This window comes from Erysipelotrichaceae bacterium 66202529, assembly GCA_017161075.1.
In the GTDB taxonomy this organism is placed as follows: domain Bacteria; phylum Bacillota_I; class Bacilli_A; order Erysipelotrichales; family Erysipelotrichaceae; genus Clostridium_AQ.
The window spans coordinates 3,605,430-3,621,713 of the sequence record CP046174.1; the positions used below are offsets into that span (position 1 = coordinate 3,605,430).

The 16,284-nt window shown below is 44.3% G+C and carries 15 protein-coding genes and 1 riboswitch; of the genes, 9 read left to right on the forward strand and 6 right to left on the reverse strand.

Translation table 11 applies throughout. From position 1 onward, the window contains the following. Positions 1 to 2 precede the first annotated feature (2 nt). From vanX to GKZ87_17025, 3 genes are all read left to right on the forward strand, one after another. Positions 3 to 611 (forward strand): D-Ala-D-Ala dipeptidase VanX, encoded by a 609-nt coding sequence (gene vanX / locus GKZ87_17015; GenBank protein ID QSI27065.1) that lies wholly within the window; start codon positions 3 to 5, stop codon positions 609 to 611. Positions 612 to 1,198: 587 nt separating this feature from the next. Then, positions 1,199 to 1,630 (forward strand): sigma-70 family RNA polymerase sigma factor, encoded by a 432-nt coding sequence (locus GKZ87_17020; GenBank protein ID QSI27066.1) that lies wholly within the window; start codon positions 1,199 to 1,201, stop codon positions 1,628 to 1,630. A gap of 6 nt (positions 1,631 to 1,636) precedes the next feature. Then, complete coding sequence (locus GKZ87_17025; protein ID QSI27067.1) at positions 1,637 to 1,870, forward strand: helix-turn-helix domain-containing protein; 234 nt, start codon at positions 1,637 to 1,639, stop codon at positions 1,868 to 1,870. Here the strand turns inward: GKZ87_17025 and GKZ87_17030 are convergent. Beyond that, entirely contained in the window at positions 1,792 to 2,034 is a 243-nt protein-coding gene (locus GKZ87_17030; protein ID QSI27068.1) for a hypothetical protein, read from the reverse strand. The genes GKZ87_17025 and GKZ87_17030 overlap by 79 nt on opposite strands. A 256-nt stretch (positions 2,035 to 2,290) precedes the next feature. Here GKZ87_17030 and GKZ87_17035 point away from each other — a divergent pair, with 256 nt between their 5' ends. After that, positions 2,291 to 2,494, forward strand: a complete 204-nt coding sequence (locus GKZ87_17035; protein QSI28002.1) for an excisionase — start codon at positions 2,291 to 2,293, stop codon at positions 2,492 to 2,494. A gap of 83 nt (positions 2,495 to 2,577) precedes the next feature. Continuing rightward, positions 2,578 to 3,771 (forward strand): tyrosine-type recombinase/integrase, encoded by a 1,194-nt coding sequence (locus GKZ87_17040; GenBank protein QSI28003.1) that lies wholly within the window; start codon positions 2,578 to 2,580, stop codon positions 3,769 to 3,771. A 1,221-nt stretch (positions 3,772 to 4,992) separates the two neighbouring features. Here the strand turns inward: GKZ87_17040 and GKZ87_17045 are convergent. Together GKZ87_17045 and GKZ87_17050 are read right to left on the reverse strand one after the other, a co-directional pair. Next, positions 4,993 to 5,949: a helix-turn-helix domain-containing protein gene (locus GKZ87_17045; GenBank protein QSI27069.1), complete on the reverse strand. Its 957-nt coding sequence runs from the start codon at positions 5,947 to 5,949 to the stop codon at positions 4,993 to 4,995. A gap of 1 nt (position 5,950) precedes the next feature. Further along, on the reverse strand, positions 5,951 to 6,658 hold the full coding sequence (locus GKZ87_17050; protein ID QSI27070.1) for an SDR family oxidoreductase: 708 nt from the start codon (positions 6,656 to 6,658) through the stop codon (positions 5,951 to 5,953). A 133-nt stretch (positions 6,659 to 6,791) separates the two neighbouring features. Between GKZ87_17050 and GKZ87_17055 the strand changes: the two genes are divergently transcribed. The 3 genes from GKZ87_17055 to GKZ87_17065 all read left to right on the forward strand — a co-directional run bounded on the left by GKZ87_17055 (position 6,792) and on the right by GKZ87_17065 (position 10,365). Next, the gene (locus GKZ87_17055; GenBank protein QSI27071.1) at positions 6,792 to 8,159 is read left to right on the forward strand and encodes an MATE family efflux transporter; all 1,368 of its coding nucleotides are present in this window, start codon (positions 6,792 to 6,794) and stop codon (positions 8,157 to 8,159) included. Between the two features lie 155 nt (positions 8,160 to 8,314). Then, positions 8,315 to 9,730: an MATE family efflux transporter gene (locus GKZ87_17060; GenBank protein ID QSI27072.1), complete on the forward strand. Its 1,416-nt coding sequence runs from the start codon at positions 8,315 to 8,317 to the stop codon at positions 9,728 to 9,730. A 62-nt stretch (positions 9,731 to 9,792) separates the two neighbouring features. After that, positions 9,793 to 10,365: a sugar O-acetyltransferase gene (locus GKZ87_17065; GenBank protein QSI27073.1), complete on the forward strand. Its 573-nt coding sequence runs from the start codon at positions 9,793 to 9,795 to the stop codon at positions 10,363 to 10,365. Positions 10,366 to 10,748: 383 nt separating this feature from the next. On the opposite strand, the gene GKZ87_17070 is transcribed toward GKZ87_17065, so the two are convergent. The 3 genes from GKZ87_17070 to GKZ87_17080 form a co-directional block, all read right to left on the reverse strand. Next, the gene (locus tag GKZ87_17070) at positions 10,749 to 12,443 is read right to left on the reverse strand and encodes an EAL domain-containing protein (protein QSI27074.1); all 1,695 of its coding nucleotides are present in this window, start codon (positions 12,441 to 12,443) and stop codon (positions 10,749 to 10,751) included. Between the two features lie 352 nt (positions 12,444 to 12,795). Beyond that, positions 12,796 to 13,593 carry a bifunctional hydroxymethylpyrimidine kinase/phosphomethylpyrimidine kinase gene (gene thiD, locus GKZ87_17075; protein ID QSI27075.1) on the reverse strand — a complete coding sequence of 266 codons (798 nt, stop codon included), beginning with the start codon at positions 13,591 to 13,593 and terminating at the stop codon, positions 12,796 to 12,798. 10 nt (positions 13,594 to 13,603) lie between these two features. Beyond that, positions 13,604 to 14,236 carry an HAD-IA family hydrolase gene (locus GKZ87_17080; protein ID QSI28004.1) on the reverse strand — a complete coding sequence of 211 codons (633 nt, stop codon included), beginning with the start codon at positions 14,234 to 14,236 and terminating at the stop codon, positions 13,604 to 13,606. 65 nt (positions 14,237 to 14,301) lie between these two features. Continuing rightward, positions 14,302 to 14,406: riboswitch (TPP riboswitch) on the reverse strand. A gap of 94 nt (positions 14,407 to 14,500) precedes the next feature. Here GKZ87_17080 and GKZ87_17085 point away from each other — a divergent pair. Further along, entirely contained in the window at positions 14,501 to 16,000 is a 1,500-nt protein-coding gene (locus tag GKZ87_17085) for a carboxypeptidase M32 (GenBank protein ID QSI27076.1), read from the forward strand. The last annotated feature ends 284 nt before the right edge of the window (positions 16,001 to 16,284 follow it).

The window sequence follows — 16,284 nt, forward strand, 5'->3', positions numbered from 1 at the left end:
GTATGGAAAATGGTTTTTTGTTTTTAGATGAAATGTTGCATGGCGTCCGTTGGGATGCCAAGTACGCCACATGGGATAACTTCACAGGAAAACCGGTGGATGGGTATGAGGTGAATCGCATCATCGGCACAAAGGCCGTGGCGTTTGCTCTGCGCGAGGCACAAATCCATGCGGCTGCGCTTGGCTATGGCTTGCTTTTATGGGATGGATATCGGCCAAGAACTGCGGTGGACTGCTTCCTGCGTTGGGCAGCGCAACCGGAGGACAAGCTCACAAAAGAAAAATTTTACCCCAATATAGAGCGAGCCGAGTTGATTACAAAGGGTTATGTGGCCTCACAATCCAGCCATAGCCGTGGAAGCGCAATTGATCTTACGCTCTACCACCTGGATACAGGGGAACTTGTTTCAATGGGAAGTAACTTCGATTTTATGGACGAACGGTCGCATCATACAGCAAAAGGGATAGGGGATGCAGAGGCACAAAATCGAAGATGCTTGCGTAAAATCATGGAAAGCAGCGGATTTCAGTCTTATCGCTTTGAATGGTGGCACTATAAGTTGATTGATGAGCCATACCCCGATACCTATTTTGATTTTGCCGTTTCATAATGAAAGTATTGGTTTTGTATCAGATTTTGGATTTGATAAAATCTATGCTGGTCATGGACAATCTTTTACTGGAAAGTGGTTAAAGCATCTTTTGTAATACATTGCAAATTATAGTATTCAATCTGCCCAGCGGCAGAAAAGAAAAAAACCGCTGTTGGGCAGACCTTTCCCACGCCCATTTTGTATTTTGCTGGCGGCGGTTTTGAGAAATCAAGGCCGCCGTTCTTTTCTGGCAGCAAAAGGTGTGGCGGCCCATAGGAGGATGCCGCTATGCTGTTTTGCTATTGCCATGCTCTAATCCACTTCCACCACTCAAAAAAAGCCTTGCCCCTCCACAGGGCTATTCCGGTTATGAGTATGTACTATACCATGTAAATCAGCAGCATAGCAAAGCATTTTCTCGCCCGGTAGGTTTGCGACCTGCCGGGCGATTTTTGTCGTCTTTTGCGGCCCGGCTGTCCCCAAAAAAATTTTTTGAGAAATTTTCAAAAAGGAGGTATTTAGCGGGTAGCTGGCGGCCTTGTCAAAGTCTTGTTAGCGGAAAGGGAGAGAACCACCTAAGTCCCCCACAGAAAGGGGGTGAGAAGATGGATGCTATCCCCCGCGACTATGAAGCGCGGTGCATGTTCGATGCTTTTTGCAAGACGGTACTGCGTAACGAGGCCAAAAGCTACTTGGCTGAAATGAAGCGCCGCCGTGACCGTGAAGTGTCACTAAGCTCTTTGTCACAGGCAGATTTGGACAAGCTCTGTACAGTAGATCACTACCCCAGCGACAGCTTTACGTTTTCGTCGCATGGCTATGACCTACATATCAACAATGAGCTTGTTGCCGAAGCCTTTGCCGCGCTGCCCAGCATGGAGCAGAGTATTTTAATCCTGCACTGTGTTCTGGATATGGCAGATGGTGAGATCGGCGGCCTTGTGGGAATGTCCCGGAGTGCCGTTCAGCGGCACAGGACAAATACCTTATCGGAGCTGCGGAAACAGCTAAAGGCGTTGATGCCGAAGGGAGGTTAGACGCGGATGAAGAACCCGAACTACAAGGGCATTGAGCTTTTGCCCCTTTCGGTGATCGAGGCCGCCCGCGCTGGGGATGCCGGAGCCGTAGAGCGCGTTTTGCAGTATTACAGCGGTTACATGAACAAGCTGTGTACCCGGACGCTCTATGACGAAAACGGCTATCCGCATGTGTGTCTGGACGAGGCCATGAAGCGCCGTCTGGAAATCAAGCTCATCCACGCTATCGTCACGAACTGACGAACCGGCCCCGGCAGCATGAAACGGCTTACCCTTTCCCCGTTTCGGTGTTTTCCCGGTGGCCTGATCGCACCTTGATAAATATGCCCGCAAGATAACGGCGGCGCATCATAGGGCATACGGACACATTCTGTCTGTGCCGAGCCGGACGGCTGGTGCGCCATGATACTTTTCCCTACGGGAAAAGCGGAGCGAGGAACACCACGCCGCAATGTGAGCGTGGCGGCTTGCGGGCGACGACGTACAGGCAGGACTATGATACTCCCTTATAGCCACAGTCCGAGCGTTAAAAGCGTCGCAGGCAATGGGTAGGGCCGCGTGAGAACCACGCGGGGGTGAAAGTCCCGTGGAGCTGTGCCAGCAGCCGTCCGTCTATGCCCCTAAATCACACAAACCTTTGAATTTGTGAAAGGGGGCTGCATTATGAACCATGATGTGCCTATTTGGGAAAAATACACGCTGACGATTGAGGAAGCGTCTAAATATTTCCGTATCGGAGAAAACAAATTGCGTAAGCTGGCCGAGGAAAATCCGGCCTCTGGCTGGGTCATTATGAATGGCAACCGCATCCAGATCAAACGCAAGCAGTTTGAGAAAATAATTGACACTTTGGACACAATCTAATAGTGAAAAAGGGCCGCAGATATGTTATAATAATTTATAAGCATATATGCGGCTCTTTCCGTCATGGAAAGGAGCATGACGAGATGTCAGAAAAAAGACGAGACAGCAAAAATCGCGTTTTGCGGTCTGGAGAGAGCCAGAGAAAAGACGGACGATATGCTTACAAATATGTTGATACCTTTGGAAAACCGCAGTTTGTTTACTCATGGAAGTTAGTGCCTACGGATAAGACCCCGGCAGGTAAACGGGAGGATATTTCACTCCGGGAAAAGGAGAAAGAAATCCAGAAAGACCTTGACGACGGGATAGACACCATCGGCAAGAAAATGACCGTCTGCCAGCTCTACGCCAAGCAGATCAGGCACCGGGGCAATGTGAAGCACAACACCAAACTGGGCCGGGAACGGCTGATGCGTATTCTGGAACAAGATCGGCTGGGGAGCTGCCCGATTGACAGTGTGAAGCTGTCCGACGCAAAGGAATGGGCGCTTCGGATGAAAGAAAAGGGCCTTTCTTATAAGACCATCAATAACGACAAGCGTTCCCTGAAAGCGGCTTTTTACACCGCCATACAGGACGATTGCATCCGAAAAAACCCGTTTGACTTCCAGCTTAGTGACGTTCTGGACGACGATACGGAACCAAAGGTGCCTCTTACACCAGCACAGGAAGAAAGTTTTCTGTCCTTTATTCAAGGTGATAAGGTTTACCAAAAGCATTATGACGCAATCGTTATTCTGCTGGGGACAGGGCTTCGCATTTCGGAACTGTGCGGACTGACGGACAAAGATTTGGATTTTGAAAACCGGGTAATCATCGTGAGCCACCAGCTTTTGAGAAATACCGGCGTCGGTTACTATATTGACGAACCCAAGACCCAAAGCGGCGTCAGAAAAATCCCCATGAATGAGGAAGTGTATCAGGCGTTCCAGCGAGTGATAAAAAACCGCAAAGGTGCAAAGCCGTTCATTATTGACGGGTATGCCAATTTCCTGTTTCTCAAACAGAACGGCTATCCCATGACGGCGGTAGATTATGGCGGGATGTTTGGCAGGCTTGTGAAGAAGTACAACAAGAGCCATGAAGAAGCGTTGCCGAAAACGACGACGCCCCATGCTATGCGTCATACATTCTGCACCCGGTTAGCCAATGCGGGAATGAACCCCAAAGCCTTGCAGTACATTATGGGACATTCCAATATCACCATGACGCTGAACTATTATGCACACGCCACATTCGATTCCGCAAGGGCAGAAATGGAACGGCTGGCAGCCTGACACAAGGCCGGTTTTACTACTCCATTTACTACTTTTGAGGGGGAAATGGTGAGAGGTAATAAGAACATTTGTAAGTATCTAACAATATCAAAAATGCCGGAAAAGCCCGGAAACACGGGCTATACCGACATTCAAGAACTTCTAAAAAGATAATCTAAAATCCCATATAATTTTCGACAGAATACTTTTTCATCCTTCTCACATTCCTCTTTCTTTTCCTAATTATACTGAAAGAAAAGGATGTGTTCATCATAAGTTATTTTGTAATATTTGGAAATTTTTTGCCGCTATGTTGCATTGCAGAAGCTGCACTGCTTATGATCGTTCTATCACCATATTTGAATTTATGATGTTACACGCGAATAGTATTCTGCTTTTTGATTATCATATTTTATGAATGTATGAAAACAGATGTTTTGTATTTTCTTATTTGTATAAGAAATGCACAGGTTACCTCAAAGGAAGCTAGCCATCGCTGAGCTTGCTTCCATACGTATATAGATCAAAATGTACACTTGTTCCCAGCATGTCAATATGCCTTATCTAACGCCAGAAAACAGACAACAGCTTTCAAGCATCATACAAATCAGCTTTTTTTACCGTTAAACACCGTATAGCCTTTTTTAGACCGATGAAAAGATAACGCAATCCTGAAAAGGAATAAGAAAAAGCCTGTACCTGTCACCGCATAACAGGGACTGTATTCGCTCTTTCCGTCTACACACACTTTCACTTATAAAGAACGCTCAATCAATTCTTTCGGTAAAAATAAAAAGGGTGTCGAAAAACGCATCCCTTTTTACGCTCTTAATCAATACATGGTATAGCTATTGATTCTATTTCTCCACGTCATTTAGTTCCTCACTCCGTCGGTGATCCCGTCTGCGCAAGACAAAGCGAACTTCTAGAATTGATCCAATCACACATAGAACAGCTATGATGCCGATGATGCTCCAGATTTCTACACTCATACTCATCCTCCTTGTGTTACAGCTAAAGTATAGCATAAACACTCTTATGTCGTATACAAGCTCTATAAACGACATGCTTTGTCTGACATTCACAAGAGCAAAATTTTAAACATTACATCGTCTAATAACCTGTCCGTATTTGAACCTCATGCTATATCAACAGGATAAAAAAGGTGATTACTACGTAATGCTTCTTAGTCTGTTTGTGCAGTACTATGTTCGCATACCCGAAAAGTTATTTTATTCCCTTCTATACTGTTTGCGATGCAATATATTCGCGAGGGGAAGCATTGAAATATTCCCGAAACGCTTTATAAAAATTACTGCTATTGCTGTAGCCAAGCAATGTGGCGATTTCGTCTACAGGTAAATTTGTGCCTTTTAATAAAATAACGGCACGTTCCATCCGCTGCTCAAGGAGAAGCTCAGAAAATGATTTGCCAAGCTCCCGATGAAGAAGTGTGGAAACATAGTTTGGATGGTAAGAAAAATGATGTGCGATATCTTTTAAGGTCACATGATCAAAATGCTCACTCATGTACTGCACAATTTTCTCAGACAGCCTTTCACTGGCAGAGCTTTGATGCTCCTGCACAAATTGCCGCGCCACCTGTAACAAAAAAGAAAGAGTGAGCGCCTTTAATACAGCCTGACTGTCATCCTGCTTGTGTGCATACTCAATAACCATCATTTCAAGCAGTGCTCGTATCGTACAGTCATCTTCTATTTTAAAATGGATAAATTCATCGGAAAACTGATTTGTCGCAGGATCCAGCAAGAAATGAAACAGTCTGATATTGGAAGAAAGCATAGGTAAAAAGGTTCTAAAAAATGCTTCACGCTGAATCAAAACACCGATAATAGTTGTTTCAGAATCATCATGGACACATAACGCATGTCCGGCAAAGGGCTGTCCGGCATAAAGCTCTCCTTCATGTATCGTAATTCGATTGTCATATTTAAAACTAATGGAATCATATTCCCCCTCATATGTAAAGTTGAAGTAAAAGAAATCATGCCGGTGAAACAATTCCTGCCTTCCTCTGCTCTGATGCACACAGATGAGAATTTCCTCATCAGGCTCTCCCGGCCAGCGAAACATTTTCTCCGTTTGGCTTCCAATAAGAACATCATGATACGTCCAATCCAATGCCGGAAACTGCTGGCGGAGCTGCTGTATGGAAGCGCAAAATAATTCCTTTCCCATATTATCCCTTTCCATGAGTCCAATCAAAATCGCCGTGATAGATCATTTGATGGCTCATTCCTCCGTCAATGCAAATGTTTTCTCCTGTAAGGAAGCCTGCTTTTTCTGAGCAAAGATACAAAACCATATTGGCAATGTCAAGCGGATTACCGACACGTCCTGCTGGATGCTGTGCGGAATCTGCACCGTCAAATTCCTGGAAATTCGTATCGATCCATCCTGGAGAAATTGAGTTGACGCGCACCTTGCCTGAAAAGCTGACTGCAAGGGCATGCGTTAAAGCCGATATACCGCCTTTCGCAGCTGCGTAGCTTTCTGTCTGCGGCTGGCTCATGCGATCTCTGGTTGAGGAAATGTTAATGATTGCAGCTCCCTGCGAAAAATAAGGTGCAAATAGTTTAGCAAGATAAAACGGTGCAGTGACACCGACACGCAAAGCATAATTAAATTCATCATATGAACAGGTATCTATTCCCTTCATCAACGGAAGTGCGTTATTGATAAGATAATCTACATGTCCGTATTCGGAAATCACCTTTTCCGCAAATGCAGAAAGGGTTCTTTCATCAGCCAGATCCCCTGTAAAATAACCGCCCGGCTGTTTATCAATAACACAAACCATCGCGCCCTCCTTTAGAAATTCATCGGCAATACATTTGCCGATTCCCTGTACTCCACCGGTAATGACAACAATTTTATCCTGAAACATGACAGTAACCTCCTATGCAATTTCTTATTTCATTATACCAAGTATATTTGAAAATACCACTAAATGTATTAAGATTTAGCGCTGTTTTGCTTTGTAATTTTCTTTACAATAGGGACATTATGAGGAGGTTATTATGATATATAAAGATACTGGTGGAAAGCATACCGCTTTTTACCATAGATTATGCTCGCTTGTTTTACCAATTGCCTTCCAGCAATTCATGCTGGCGGCTGTCAGTGCTTCGGATGCATTGATGCTTGGATTTGTTAATCAGGATTCTCTTTCTGCCGTTTCTCTAGCTGGTCAGATAACGTTTGTATTTAATCTTTTTATGGGCGGCCTGACAATGGGGACAAGTATCCTGGCTGCACAGTATTATGGCAGAGGTGATATGAATTCCATCGAAAAAATTTTTGCTTATGTTACGAAGGTATCGTTTTTGATATCTGCAATTTTTTTCCTTGCCTCTTTTTTTGTTCCTGAGCAGCTGATGCGGATATTCACACAGGAATCCCAGCTTATTGACGGAGGTGTTACCTACCTTCGCATTGTGGCTGTATCCTATGTATTTACCGGGATATCACAGATATATCTCTGCGTATTAAAAAACACAGGCTATGCTGTGAAAAGCATGGTGATTGGTTCAGCCTCTGTTATGATAAATATTTTTCTGAATATCGCGCTGATCTTTGGATTTCTCTTTTTTCCAGCGATGGGGATTGCCGGTGCTGCTCTTGCGACAGCAGTCTCAAAATTCATCGAGCTGCTATGGGCTTTTATAGAATCACTGCAGGATCGGCATGTACGGCTGCATGTTAAATACTGCTTCTCTGCAGATAAGCAGCTGATAAAAGATTACTGGCGATACACTTTGCCTATGCTGGGGGATTATCTTGTCTGGGGCGTAGGCTTTACCATGTATTCAGTCATTATGGGACATTTGGGCAATGATGCAGTTGCCGCGAATTCCATTACCAATATTGTAAAAAATCTTATCGTAAGCTTTTGTACCGGCCTTGTCAATGGCGGCGGCATCATCATTGGAAATGAGCTGGGGACAGGAAATTTAGAGCAGGCAAAAGCATATGGAAGTATTTTGTGGAAGCTGGCAATAAGCAGCGGTGTCATATCCGGTATACTTTTGCTTGCACTTTCACCCCTCATTATCAAGGTGACAGCGCTAAGTCCACAGGCTACGGAATATTTAAAATGGATGCTGCTACTGTGTGCCTGCTATATGATTGCAAAATCCATCAATATGATGACGATAGCCGGTGTTTTTCCAGCCGGAGGAGACTCCAGGTTTGGCCTGCTCTGCGATACAGTAACAATGTGGATATTTGCTGTCCCTGCAGGTTTTCTAGCTGCTTTTTATTTTCAACTCCCTGTGATTATCGTGTTTCTTGTTATCAATCTGGATGAGGTGGTAAAGGTTCCGGCTGCTATTCTTCACTATAAAAAATACGACTGGTTAAAAAATATTACAAGAGAGTCGTTATAAACTGAATCTGAGAAATTACCACCCTTTATATGAAGATTTAGCGCTGAAAATATGAAGAGATACCATTAAAATGTAAGAGAAGTTCATATAGGAGATAATTATATGAGGACGAACACTTTTAGAGAAAAACAGAGTTACTTTTAGGAGGAATAGGCTTGGCAAACAAAACAACCATAACAAATGATATGACAAAGGGAAAACCGATCCGGCTGATTTTGGCTTTCGCTATTCCATTATTTATCGGTAATATTTTTCAACAGATTTACAATATAGCTGATACAATGATTGCCGGTTATAACCTCGGGGATAGCGCGATTGCAGCGATTGGTGCAACAAGCTCCGTATTTTCTCTGCTTATGAATTTTGCATCCGGTCTAAACAGCGGCTATGGAATCGTTGTAGCACAGGCATTTGGCGCAAAGGATTCGGATCGGCTGAAAAAATCGATTGCTGTCATGCTTGTGCTGGATCTGGTAATCACCCTGATACTTACCGTTTTTTCACTGCTTTTTTTAACACCCCTGCTGCAGCTGATCAATATCCCGGATCGTATTTTTACTGATGCTTATGCCTATATAGCAATTATCATTGCAGGCATGCTGGCTACCATCCTTTACAATATGCTGGCAGGCATTATGCGAGCTGTCGGCAACAGCAAAACACCGCTTTATTTTCTAATCCTCTCCTGTATTATCAACCTCAGTCTGGACTGCTTGTTTATCATGGGCTTAGGCTGGGGAGTACAGGGTGCTGCGGCTGCGACCGTTATTGCAGAGAGCTCTAGTGCCATTTTCTCAGGAATTTATGTAATTCGTAAATATAGGGAGATACTTCCAGGTAAAAAGCATTTTCATCTGGAAGTACCTCTATTAAAAGAAATGGTTTCTGCAGGCTTTGCCATGGCGCTTATGCTTTGTGTTGTGGATATCGGCTCCGTCGTATATCAGCGTGCAATAAATGAGCTGGGGGAAATGCTGATTGTCGCTCATACGGCGGCCAGAAAGCTGATTGGTATTATGATGATGCCGCTAGCGTCGATTGCAACAGCATTCTCCACATTCACCAGTCAAAACTGGGGTGCAGGAAAAACAGAACGTATTCGCCAGACTTTAAAAAAGGTAATGGCGATGGAGGTAAGCTGGGGACTGTTCTCCTGCCTTGCAATCTTCTTGCTTGGAGGTACCGCCGTGCAGATGCTTACTGGCACTACAGATCCGCAGGTGATTGACAATGCAGTAGTAAGCCTGCGACTTCATTTTTTATGTTATCCTGCTCTGGGGATTTTGCTGGCACTTCGGACAAGCCTGCAGGCAATCGGTCAAAAGATAATCCCTGTTATTGCAAGCTCTTTTGAGCTTTTTGTAAAGGTACTAGCCGGAATATGGCTGATTCCGATGCTTGGATATCTGTGTGTTTGTCTTACAGAACCAATTATCTGGATTGTCTGTATGCTTTTTCTTATCATATCCTATTGCAAACAAAGACCGTTTTCCGATGAAAGGAAGGCAAGGAGCACAAAAGAAAACACGGATAGCTCTGCCTTGGTATTGGAACTGCACGCAGTAGAATAAGAAATTCAGATAAAGACCTGATGATGTAATTGCCTTCATGTAGAGAAAGGATGCTGAAACATATGAGTGAGCTTGAAAAATTGGAAGCAGGGCTGGCATATGATTTTTGGGATGCTGAAGTAGATGGCAGAAAGCTGCATGCTTTGACATGGTGTCAAAAATTAAATGCTATCCCTATGCAAAATGAAGAAGAACGGACAGAGGCTATGAGCATGCTCTTTGGCTCTGTTGGAGAAAATGCTGTCATCCTGCCTGTATTCAACTGTGATCATGGTAAAAATATTCATGCAGGAAGAAATTTTCTAACCAATTATAATGTGACAATTTTGGATATTGCTCCCATTCACATAGGAGATTATGTTATGATTGGTCCGAATACCTTAATCACTACGGTAAACCATCCTCTTTCTCCCCTTGAGCGTCGCAGACATCTTGGCATCGCAAAGCCTGTCAGCATTGGCAATGATGTGTGGATAGGAGGGAATGTTACAATTTTGCCCGGTGTCACAATAGGAGACAATGTAATAATAGCGGCTGGTGCTGTCGTCACCAAGGATATTCCAGATAATTGTGTTGTCGGAGGTATTCCTGCCAGAGTCATAAAGAGTATTGAAAATGATATTATAGAAACATAAAGCTCCAGCTGCTGCAGGTCTGTGTATTATCTGTTTTCTGCATGGTAAAATAAAGACTGTACTCTATTGGGTGTCTCTTTTCTATACCGCTTGCAGACAGTAAAGATTACAGCAGCTATCTTAAAAGTCGCTCATGTTATGCTAATTAGCATAACATACAAAAACAAAGACGAAAAGAAATCAAGGAACAGCTATCGCAGTTTTTGCGATTTGGCTATAGGAGAATCGTAACATACAAACTCATTGGCAGGTATCAATTCTTTTGTATCTTCTTCTTAAAATCAGAAAAATCTGTCAGGTATATATTCCTTAACGCCTGCCATTGATAACAGAAAAGTCCATCAGATCCAGCATTCGCGCCGTATCCAATGGACATTTTTGCTTTATAAATCACCCTGCATCACCGGCTTTGCATCAAGAAAGCGCTCATGAAAGGCTCGCTTTTCCACCGGCTTTGAGAAATAAAAGCCCTGAATATTATCTGCCTGAATATCACGCACGACCTTCAGCTCCGCCTGCTCCTCAACCCCTTCCACACAGACGCGAATTCCCACACTGTGACATAATTGGATAACCGCATTGATAAAGCTTTGATGGAAGGAATTTTCATGAATGGCGGAAATAAACAGCCGATCGATCTTTACGATATCCGCCGGCATCTGTGACAGCATTCCCAATGAGGAATATCCGGTTCCAAAATCGTCTATAGCGATACGGATTCCCATTTCCCGCAGCTGCTGGAAAGAGCGCTTCAGAGCATCCATTTCGGTCACAAAGCAGCTTTCCGTAAGCTCAATCACAATATGCTCAGGAGATAGCTCTGCCTGCTTCAGTGTCCTACGTATGAAGGGCAGAAGATCATCATTCAGCATTTGTATGTAAGAGAAATTGATATTCATTACAAACTGCGGATTTTCCTGCACCCATTCCCGACAGGTTTTCACCGCCTCCTGAAAGACCCATTTCCCCGCCTGATGGATCAGCCCGGCAGATTCCAGTATGGGGATAAATTCATCCGGCCGTACATTGCCATACTCACTGCTCGTCCAGCGCAGCAATGCCTCTGCCCCCTCCACCTGCATGCTGGCAGCATTGATCAGCGGCTGATATACCAAATAGAAATCCTGCATACCGCGCAATACACAATTCTGCAGCTGATTCGTAATAGATAAACGGCGGCGTTTGATTTTTACCAGCTCATGGGAAAACTGTGTACACTGATTCTTACCGCGGTACTTACTTGCTTCCAGAGCATTATCTGCATATTTGATCAGATCAAGATAATTATCGCCATCCTCCCAGAACATGGCAATACCTCCCGATACCGTGCAGAAATAACCGGTATTATCAATACGGTGTCTGCGGTTGCAATATGCATGGATGATTTTATACAGCTCACGCACCTGCTTGCGGGTTGCCTGTTCATATACGATAGCAAATTCATCACCATCGAAGCGGTACATTCGTGCAGCAGATGGCAGAAGCCGCTGCATGGTTTGCGAAAACTGACGCAGAACCGCATCCCCGAAGATATGATCATTCAATTCATTGATATGTGAAAAATCATCCAGTCCAAGCAATAGGATTCCACCCTTGCATTGATGCTTCAGCAGCTGTGTTACTGTATTTTCACAGGCTGTTTGTGTGAACAGTCCTGTTATGGAGTCAATTTTCCCCTTGTTTTCCAGGTTTGTTACAATACCGGCAAAAAATATCGGCTCTCCTTGCGCATTGCGTTTCAGCAGTCCTCTGCAAATGACCCAGATATATTCATTTTTCCGATTGCGAACCTGATATTCCACATTATGCTCATCCGTATCTCCGCGCAGCATCGCCGCAATGGAATCGTCAAACCGCTGTCGGTCACGTTCATGAACTAGATTTCCCCACAATGGAATCAAGCCAGGGACTATTAAATCAGGAAGATCGAAATCCTGTAGCATATTTTCCGATATCAATGCACGATCCTCCTGCATATTCACAAGATAGATATAATCATCCGTACTGTTGACAATCGTATCATACAGCATCCATGGATCTAACTGAAATTCATCCAGAAGCTCCTTACTGCTTTTCATAGCAACAACCCCGTTTCTACACACAGGCTCCGGCAAAATGGCAGAGATTATTCACCTTTACCAACATTATCACCAGAAACCCCTTTCTTCCTATATCATACCACATCTTTATCAAAAACACGGAACCTTTTTTCAAAAGGAAGGCTATTTCAAATGAATTGATGGAAACAGCCTGTCTATCAATCTAACTTCAAAAAGGTAAAGTGAATCCGTTCTGCATACAGAACGGACATGCATCCCAATCATATGTGGCTCTTTATTTTCATAATCTGATCATGATTGATTCGTATGTGGATGACCTGATTATCATTGGTTCTGCATTTAACCTGCACAGCTATACATATCTGCTTCTTTAAAGAGGCTGCTTTTGTTTGATATTCCAGCAGTGATTCAGCGGGCCGCTTCCTTTTCCCAAATCAAGACCGTCACGCAAGGCACCGCTGATATATGCCTTTGCTTTTTCCACTGCTGTCACCATCGCATACCCCTTGGCAAGATTTGAGGCAATGGCACTGGACAACGTACAGCCGGTACCATGCGTATTCGGATTTTGTATCCTCTCACAGCTTAGCCAGTGCTGCTTCCCTCTGTATACCAGCAGGTCATCACAGCGCTTCATAGAATGACCGCCCTTGATAAGTATATAGCCGTCATAGCTTTGCGCAATTACGGCTGCCGCAGTCTGCATATCCTCTCTGCATTGTATCCGCATATCTGCCAGAACCTCAGCCTCCGGTATGTTGGGCGTAATGATATCCGCAAGAGGCAGCAGCTCCTCCTTCAACAGCTGTAACGCTGAAGCATCCAGCAGACTGGAGCCGCTGGTACTGACCATAACAGGATCCACAACAATGTTTTCTGCTTTGTACAGCTTCAGCTTTTCCACAATGACTGCAATCAGCTCATGCCGAGATACCATACCGATTTTCACAGCATCCGGCCGTATATCGGTAAATACACAGTCCAGCTGTTCTCGCAGAAACTGTTGTGGCACATCCATAATCGCCGTAACCCCTGTGGTATTCTGTGCCACCAGTGCTGTAATTACACTCATCCCATACACCTCATGCGCCATAAAGGTTTTCAAATCCGCCTGTGCCCCAGCCCCTCCGCTCGGGTCAGTACCGGCAATCGTTAATACATTTTTCATGATAATCTCCTTATTCTACTTGTTTTAGGGAATCCAGCGCCTCATCCGCAAGGCCGCAGATTTCCTTCCATTGTGCCTGATTGGCCGCATCATATACCGCAGTTACATGATAACCGTTTTCCTTCAATGCTTTTACGGCATGCAGAGCATCCTCTACAAACATGGTTTCTTCCGGATCGGTTTTCAGTTTTCTCACTATGTATTCATACAAACGGCCATCCTGCTTATCATAGGGCAGCTCCTCACAGCTTGCGACAAAATCAAAATATGGCAGCAATCCACAGCGTCTCAGCACCTGCTCTGCAGAGATACGCTCACATGCGGTCAGCACTCCCATACGCACTCCCTTTGCCTTTAATTTTCGCAGGCAGTCTTCCGCCCCCTGCTTGACAGCAACCTCATGTTGATAGCGATGACGGACGATCGCATAAACCTCCTCACTCATCTGCAAGAAAGAATCTTCAATAGCATAGGCTTCCTTCAGATACAGAATGGCAGCCTTCATCGTCATCGGACGCAGGATTTCACTGAGATTCCCCGCTGCCGGAATCCCCTTTGCTTTCAGATACACCTCTCCTAAATCCCTCCATACCCACATGGAATCCACCAATGTGCCATCCAAATCAAAGATGCAGCCCTTCATATCCTTCATCGTTACCGCCTTCCTTTCAACATATGAAAAAAGGGCTATGCCATGTATGCATAACCCGCGATATTTCCTGCAGTCCCTACGTTGGCATTATCCAAATCAGGTAATCGGTCGAAGTTCACAACTTCCTCTCAGCCTGTTTACAAGCTCCCTTATTTCCATGCCTATCATACCATTCCCTTATCATTTCGTCAATAAAGAGTAAGAAATGCTATGCTTTATCCTTAGCTGTGGTACAATACAGACAGAGGTGATAAAATGGATTTAGAAAAATTCTTTCAGGACTACAAAGAAAAAAAGAGTGCCTATCAAATGGCACTGAGTACCATGTATTTTGATCAGGCTACGATTGCGCCAAAAAACGGAATTCCGTATCGCAACCACATGACGGCAATTCTTTCCGGTGAGGCGTTTGATCAAATGGCGGATATGGAAAGCATCCGCAAAATCGAAGAGCTGGCAAAGCAGGAAAATCTGACACCGGAACGTAAAAAGGAGCTGCAGCTGCTGTTACGAGAGCTGAATGATCTGCGTGTACTGCCAAGAGAGGTCTATGTGGATTACCGCAGGACGATAGCCGATAGTGAGGCTGCCTGGCATGAGGCGAAGGAGCAGGATGATTATCAGATATTCAAACCGCATCTGATTAAGGTCATTGAGAAGCAGAAAGAGGTTCTGTCCTATATTCACGATAAGAAAAGCGATTATGATTATATGCTGGACAGCTATCAGATCAATACGGATATCGCATATTATGACCGGTTTTTCGATGCAATCCGCAAGGAGCTGCTTCCCTTCCTGAAAAAGCTGCTGAAGGAAGGAACGCCGATTGATGATTCCCCACTGTTTGCCTCCTTTCCTGTAAGTGAGCAGGAAGCCTTCATGCAGGAGCTGCTCGATTATATGAAGGTCAATGACAAGGAATGCTATATGACTACAACGGAGCATCCGTTTACGGATTTCTTCTCTGCACATGAGGCGCGTATTACCACACATTACCATGAGCATAATGTCATGTCTGCCATTTTTTCAACGATTCATGAATACGGACATGCACAATACGGCCTGCAGGTGAAGGAAGCGTATGAGGGAACATCTCTGTTTAGTGAAATCGGCACTGCCATGCATGAATCCCAATCCCGTTTTATGGAAAACCATATTGGCAGAAACCGCGCTTTCTGGGAAGTGAATTATCCAAAGCTGCAGAAGCATTTTCCAAAACAGCTGGAGGCGGTATCACTTGATGATTTCATGAAAATGATCAATGTATCACGTCCTTCCTTTATTCGTACAGAGGCGGATGAGCTGACCTATCCGATTCACATTCTGATTCGCTATGAGCTGGAAAAGGAAATTTTCAACGGTACGGTGGATTATGATCACCTGGATACGATGTGGAATGATAAATATGAGGCGTATCTGGGAATCCGCCCTGAGCATGATAAGGAGGGGATTTTACAGGATATGCACTGGGGTGGTGCATTGCTGGGATATTTCCCTACGTATGCGCTGGGGAGTGCATTTGCCGCACAGTTCTATCACCAAATGGAACAGGATATAGATGTGGAGGAAGCATTGCGCAGCCAAGCCTTTGAACAGATCAGCGGCTGGCTGAAGGAGAATATTCATCAGTACGGTGCATATAAGGATGCGGATGAGCTGATGATGGATGTATGCGGGGAGGCATTTGATCCGAAGTATTACATCAACTATCTGAAGAATAAATATGCAAAGCTGTATCAGATAACTGCTGAATAAGGATTGCTTGAAGAAATCACTGTTAAAAACCAAAACGAAATATGTATGTACTTCTTTTGGTTTTTTTCCAGCTTGCAATATTGCAGTCAAAACAATTAGCTGCCAACGGTTAAAGCCCGCCATATTCTTATGCATTTCCCACCTTTTGAACAATTCCGTTCAGCAATTACAAAGCAGAATTTTCTTATTCAGTTGAATCTGAAAAAGGAAGAACGAGTTGTGAAAGGAAGCATCTAAATAAATCAAAGAAAAGCCGAAAGGATATGCGTTTTAAGCTCCTTTCG

Excerpts from the sequence above, each read along its gene's own strand:
- vanX (QSI27065.1), top strand. The coding sequence starts at position 3 with ATGGAAAATGGTTTTTTGTTTTTAGATGAAATGTTGCATGGCGTCCGT.
- GKZ87_17020 (QSI27066.1), top strand. The coding sequence starts at position 1,199 with ATGGATGCTATCCCCCGCGACTATGAAGCGCGGTGCATGTTCGATGCT.
- GKZ87_17025 (QSI27067.1), top strand. The coding sequence starts at position 1,637 with ATGAAGAACCCGAACTACAAGGGCATTGAGCTTTTGCCCCTTTCGGTG.
- GKZ87_17030 (QSI27068.1), bottom strand. The coding sequence starts at position 2,034 with ATGGCGCACCAGCCGTCCGGCTCGGCACAGACAGAATGTGTCCGTATG.
- GKZ87_17040 (QSI28003.1), top strand. The coding sequence starts at position 2,578 with ATGTCAGAAAAAAGACGAGACAGCAAAAATCGCGTTTTGCGGTCTGGA.
- GKZ87_17045 (QSI27069.1), bottom strand. The coding sequence starts at position 5,949 with ATGGGAAAGGAATTATTTTGCGCTTCCATACAGCAGCTCCGCCAGCAG.
- GKZ87_17050 (QSI27070.1), bottom strand. The coding sequence starts at position 6,658 with ATGTTTCAGGATAAAATTGTTGTCATTACCGGTGGAGTACAGGGAATC.
- GKZ87_17055 (QSI27071.1), top strand. The coding sequence starts at position 6,792 with ATGATATATAAAGATACTGGTGGAAAGCATACCGCTTTTTACCATAGA.
- GKZ87_17065 (QSI27073.1), top strand. The coding sequence starts at position 9,793 with ATGAGTGAGCTTGAAAAATTGGAAGCAGGGCTGGCATATGATTTTTGG.
- GKZ87_17070 (QSI27074.1), bottom strand. The coding sequence starts at position 12,443 with ATGAAAAGCAGTAAGGAGCTTCTGGATGAATTTCAGTTAGATCCATGG.
- thiD (QSI27075.1), bottom strand. The coding sequence starts at position 13,593 with ATGAAAAATGTATTAACGATTGCCGGTACTGACCCGAGCGGAGGGGCT.
- GKZ87_17080 (QSI28004.1), bottom strand. The coding sequence starts at position 14,236 with ATGAAGGGCTGCATCTTTGATTTGGATGGCACATTGGTGGATTCCATG.
- GKZ87_17085 (QSI27076.1), top strand. The coding sequence starts at position 14,501 with ATGGATTTAGAAAAATTCTTTCAGGACTACAAAGAAAAAAAGAGTGCC.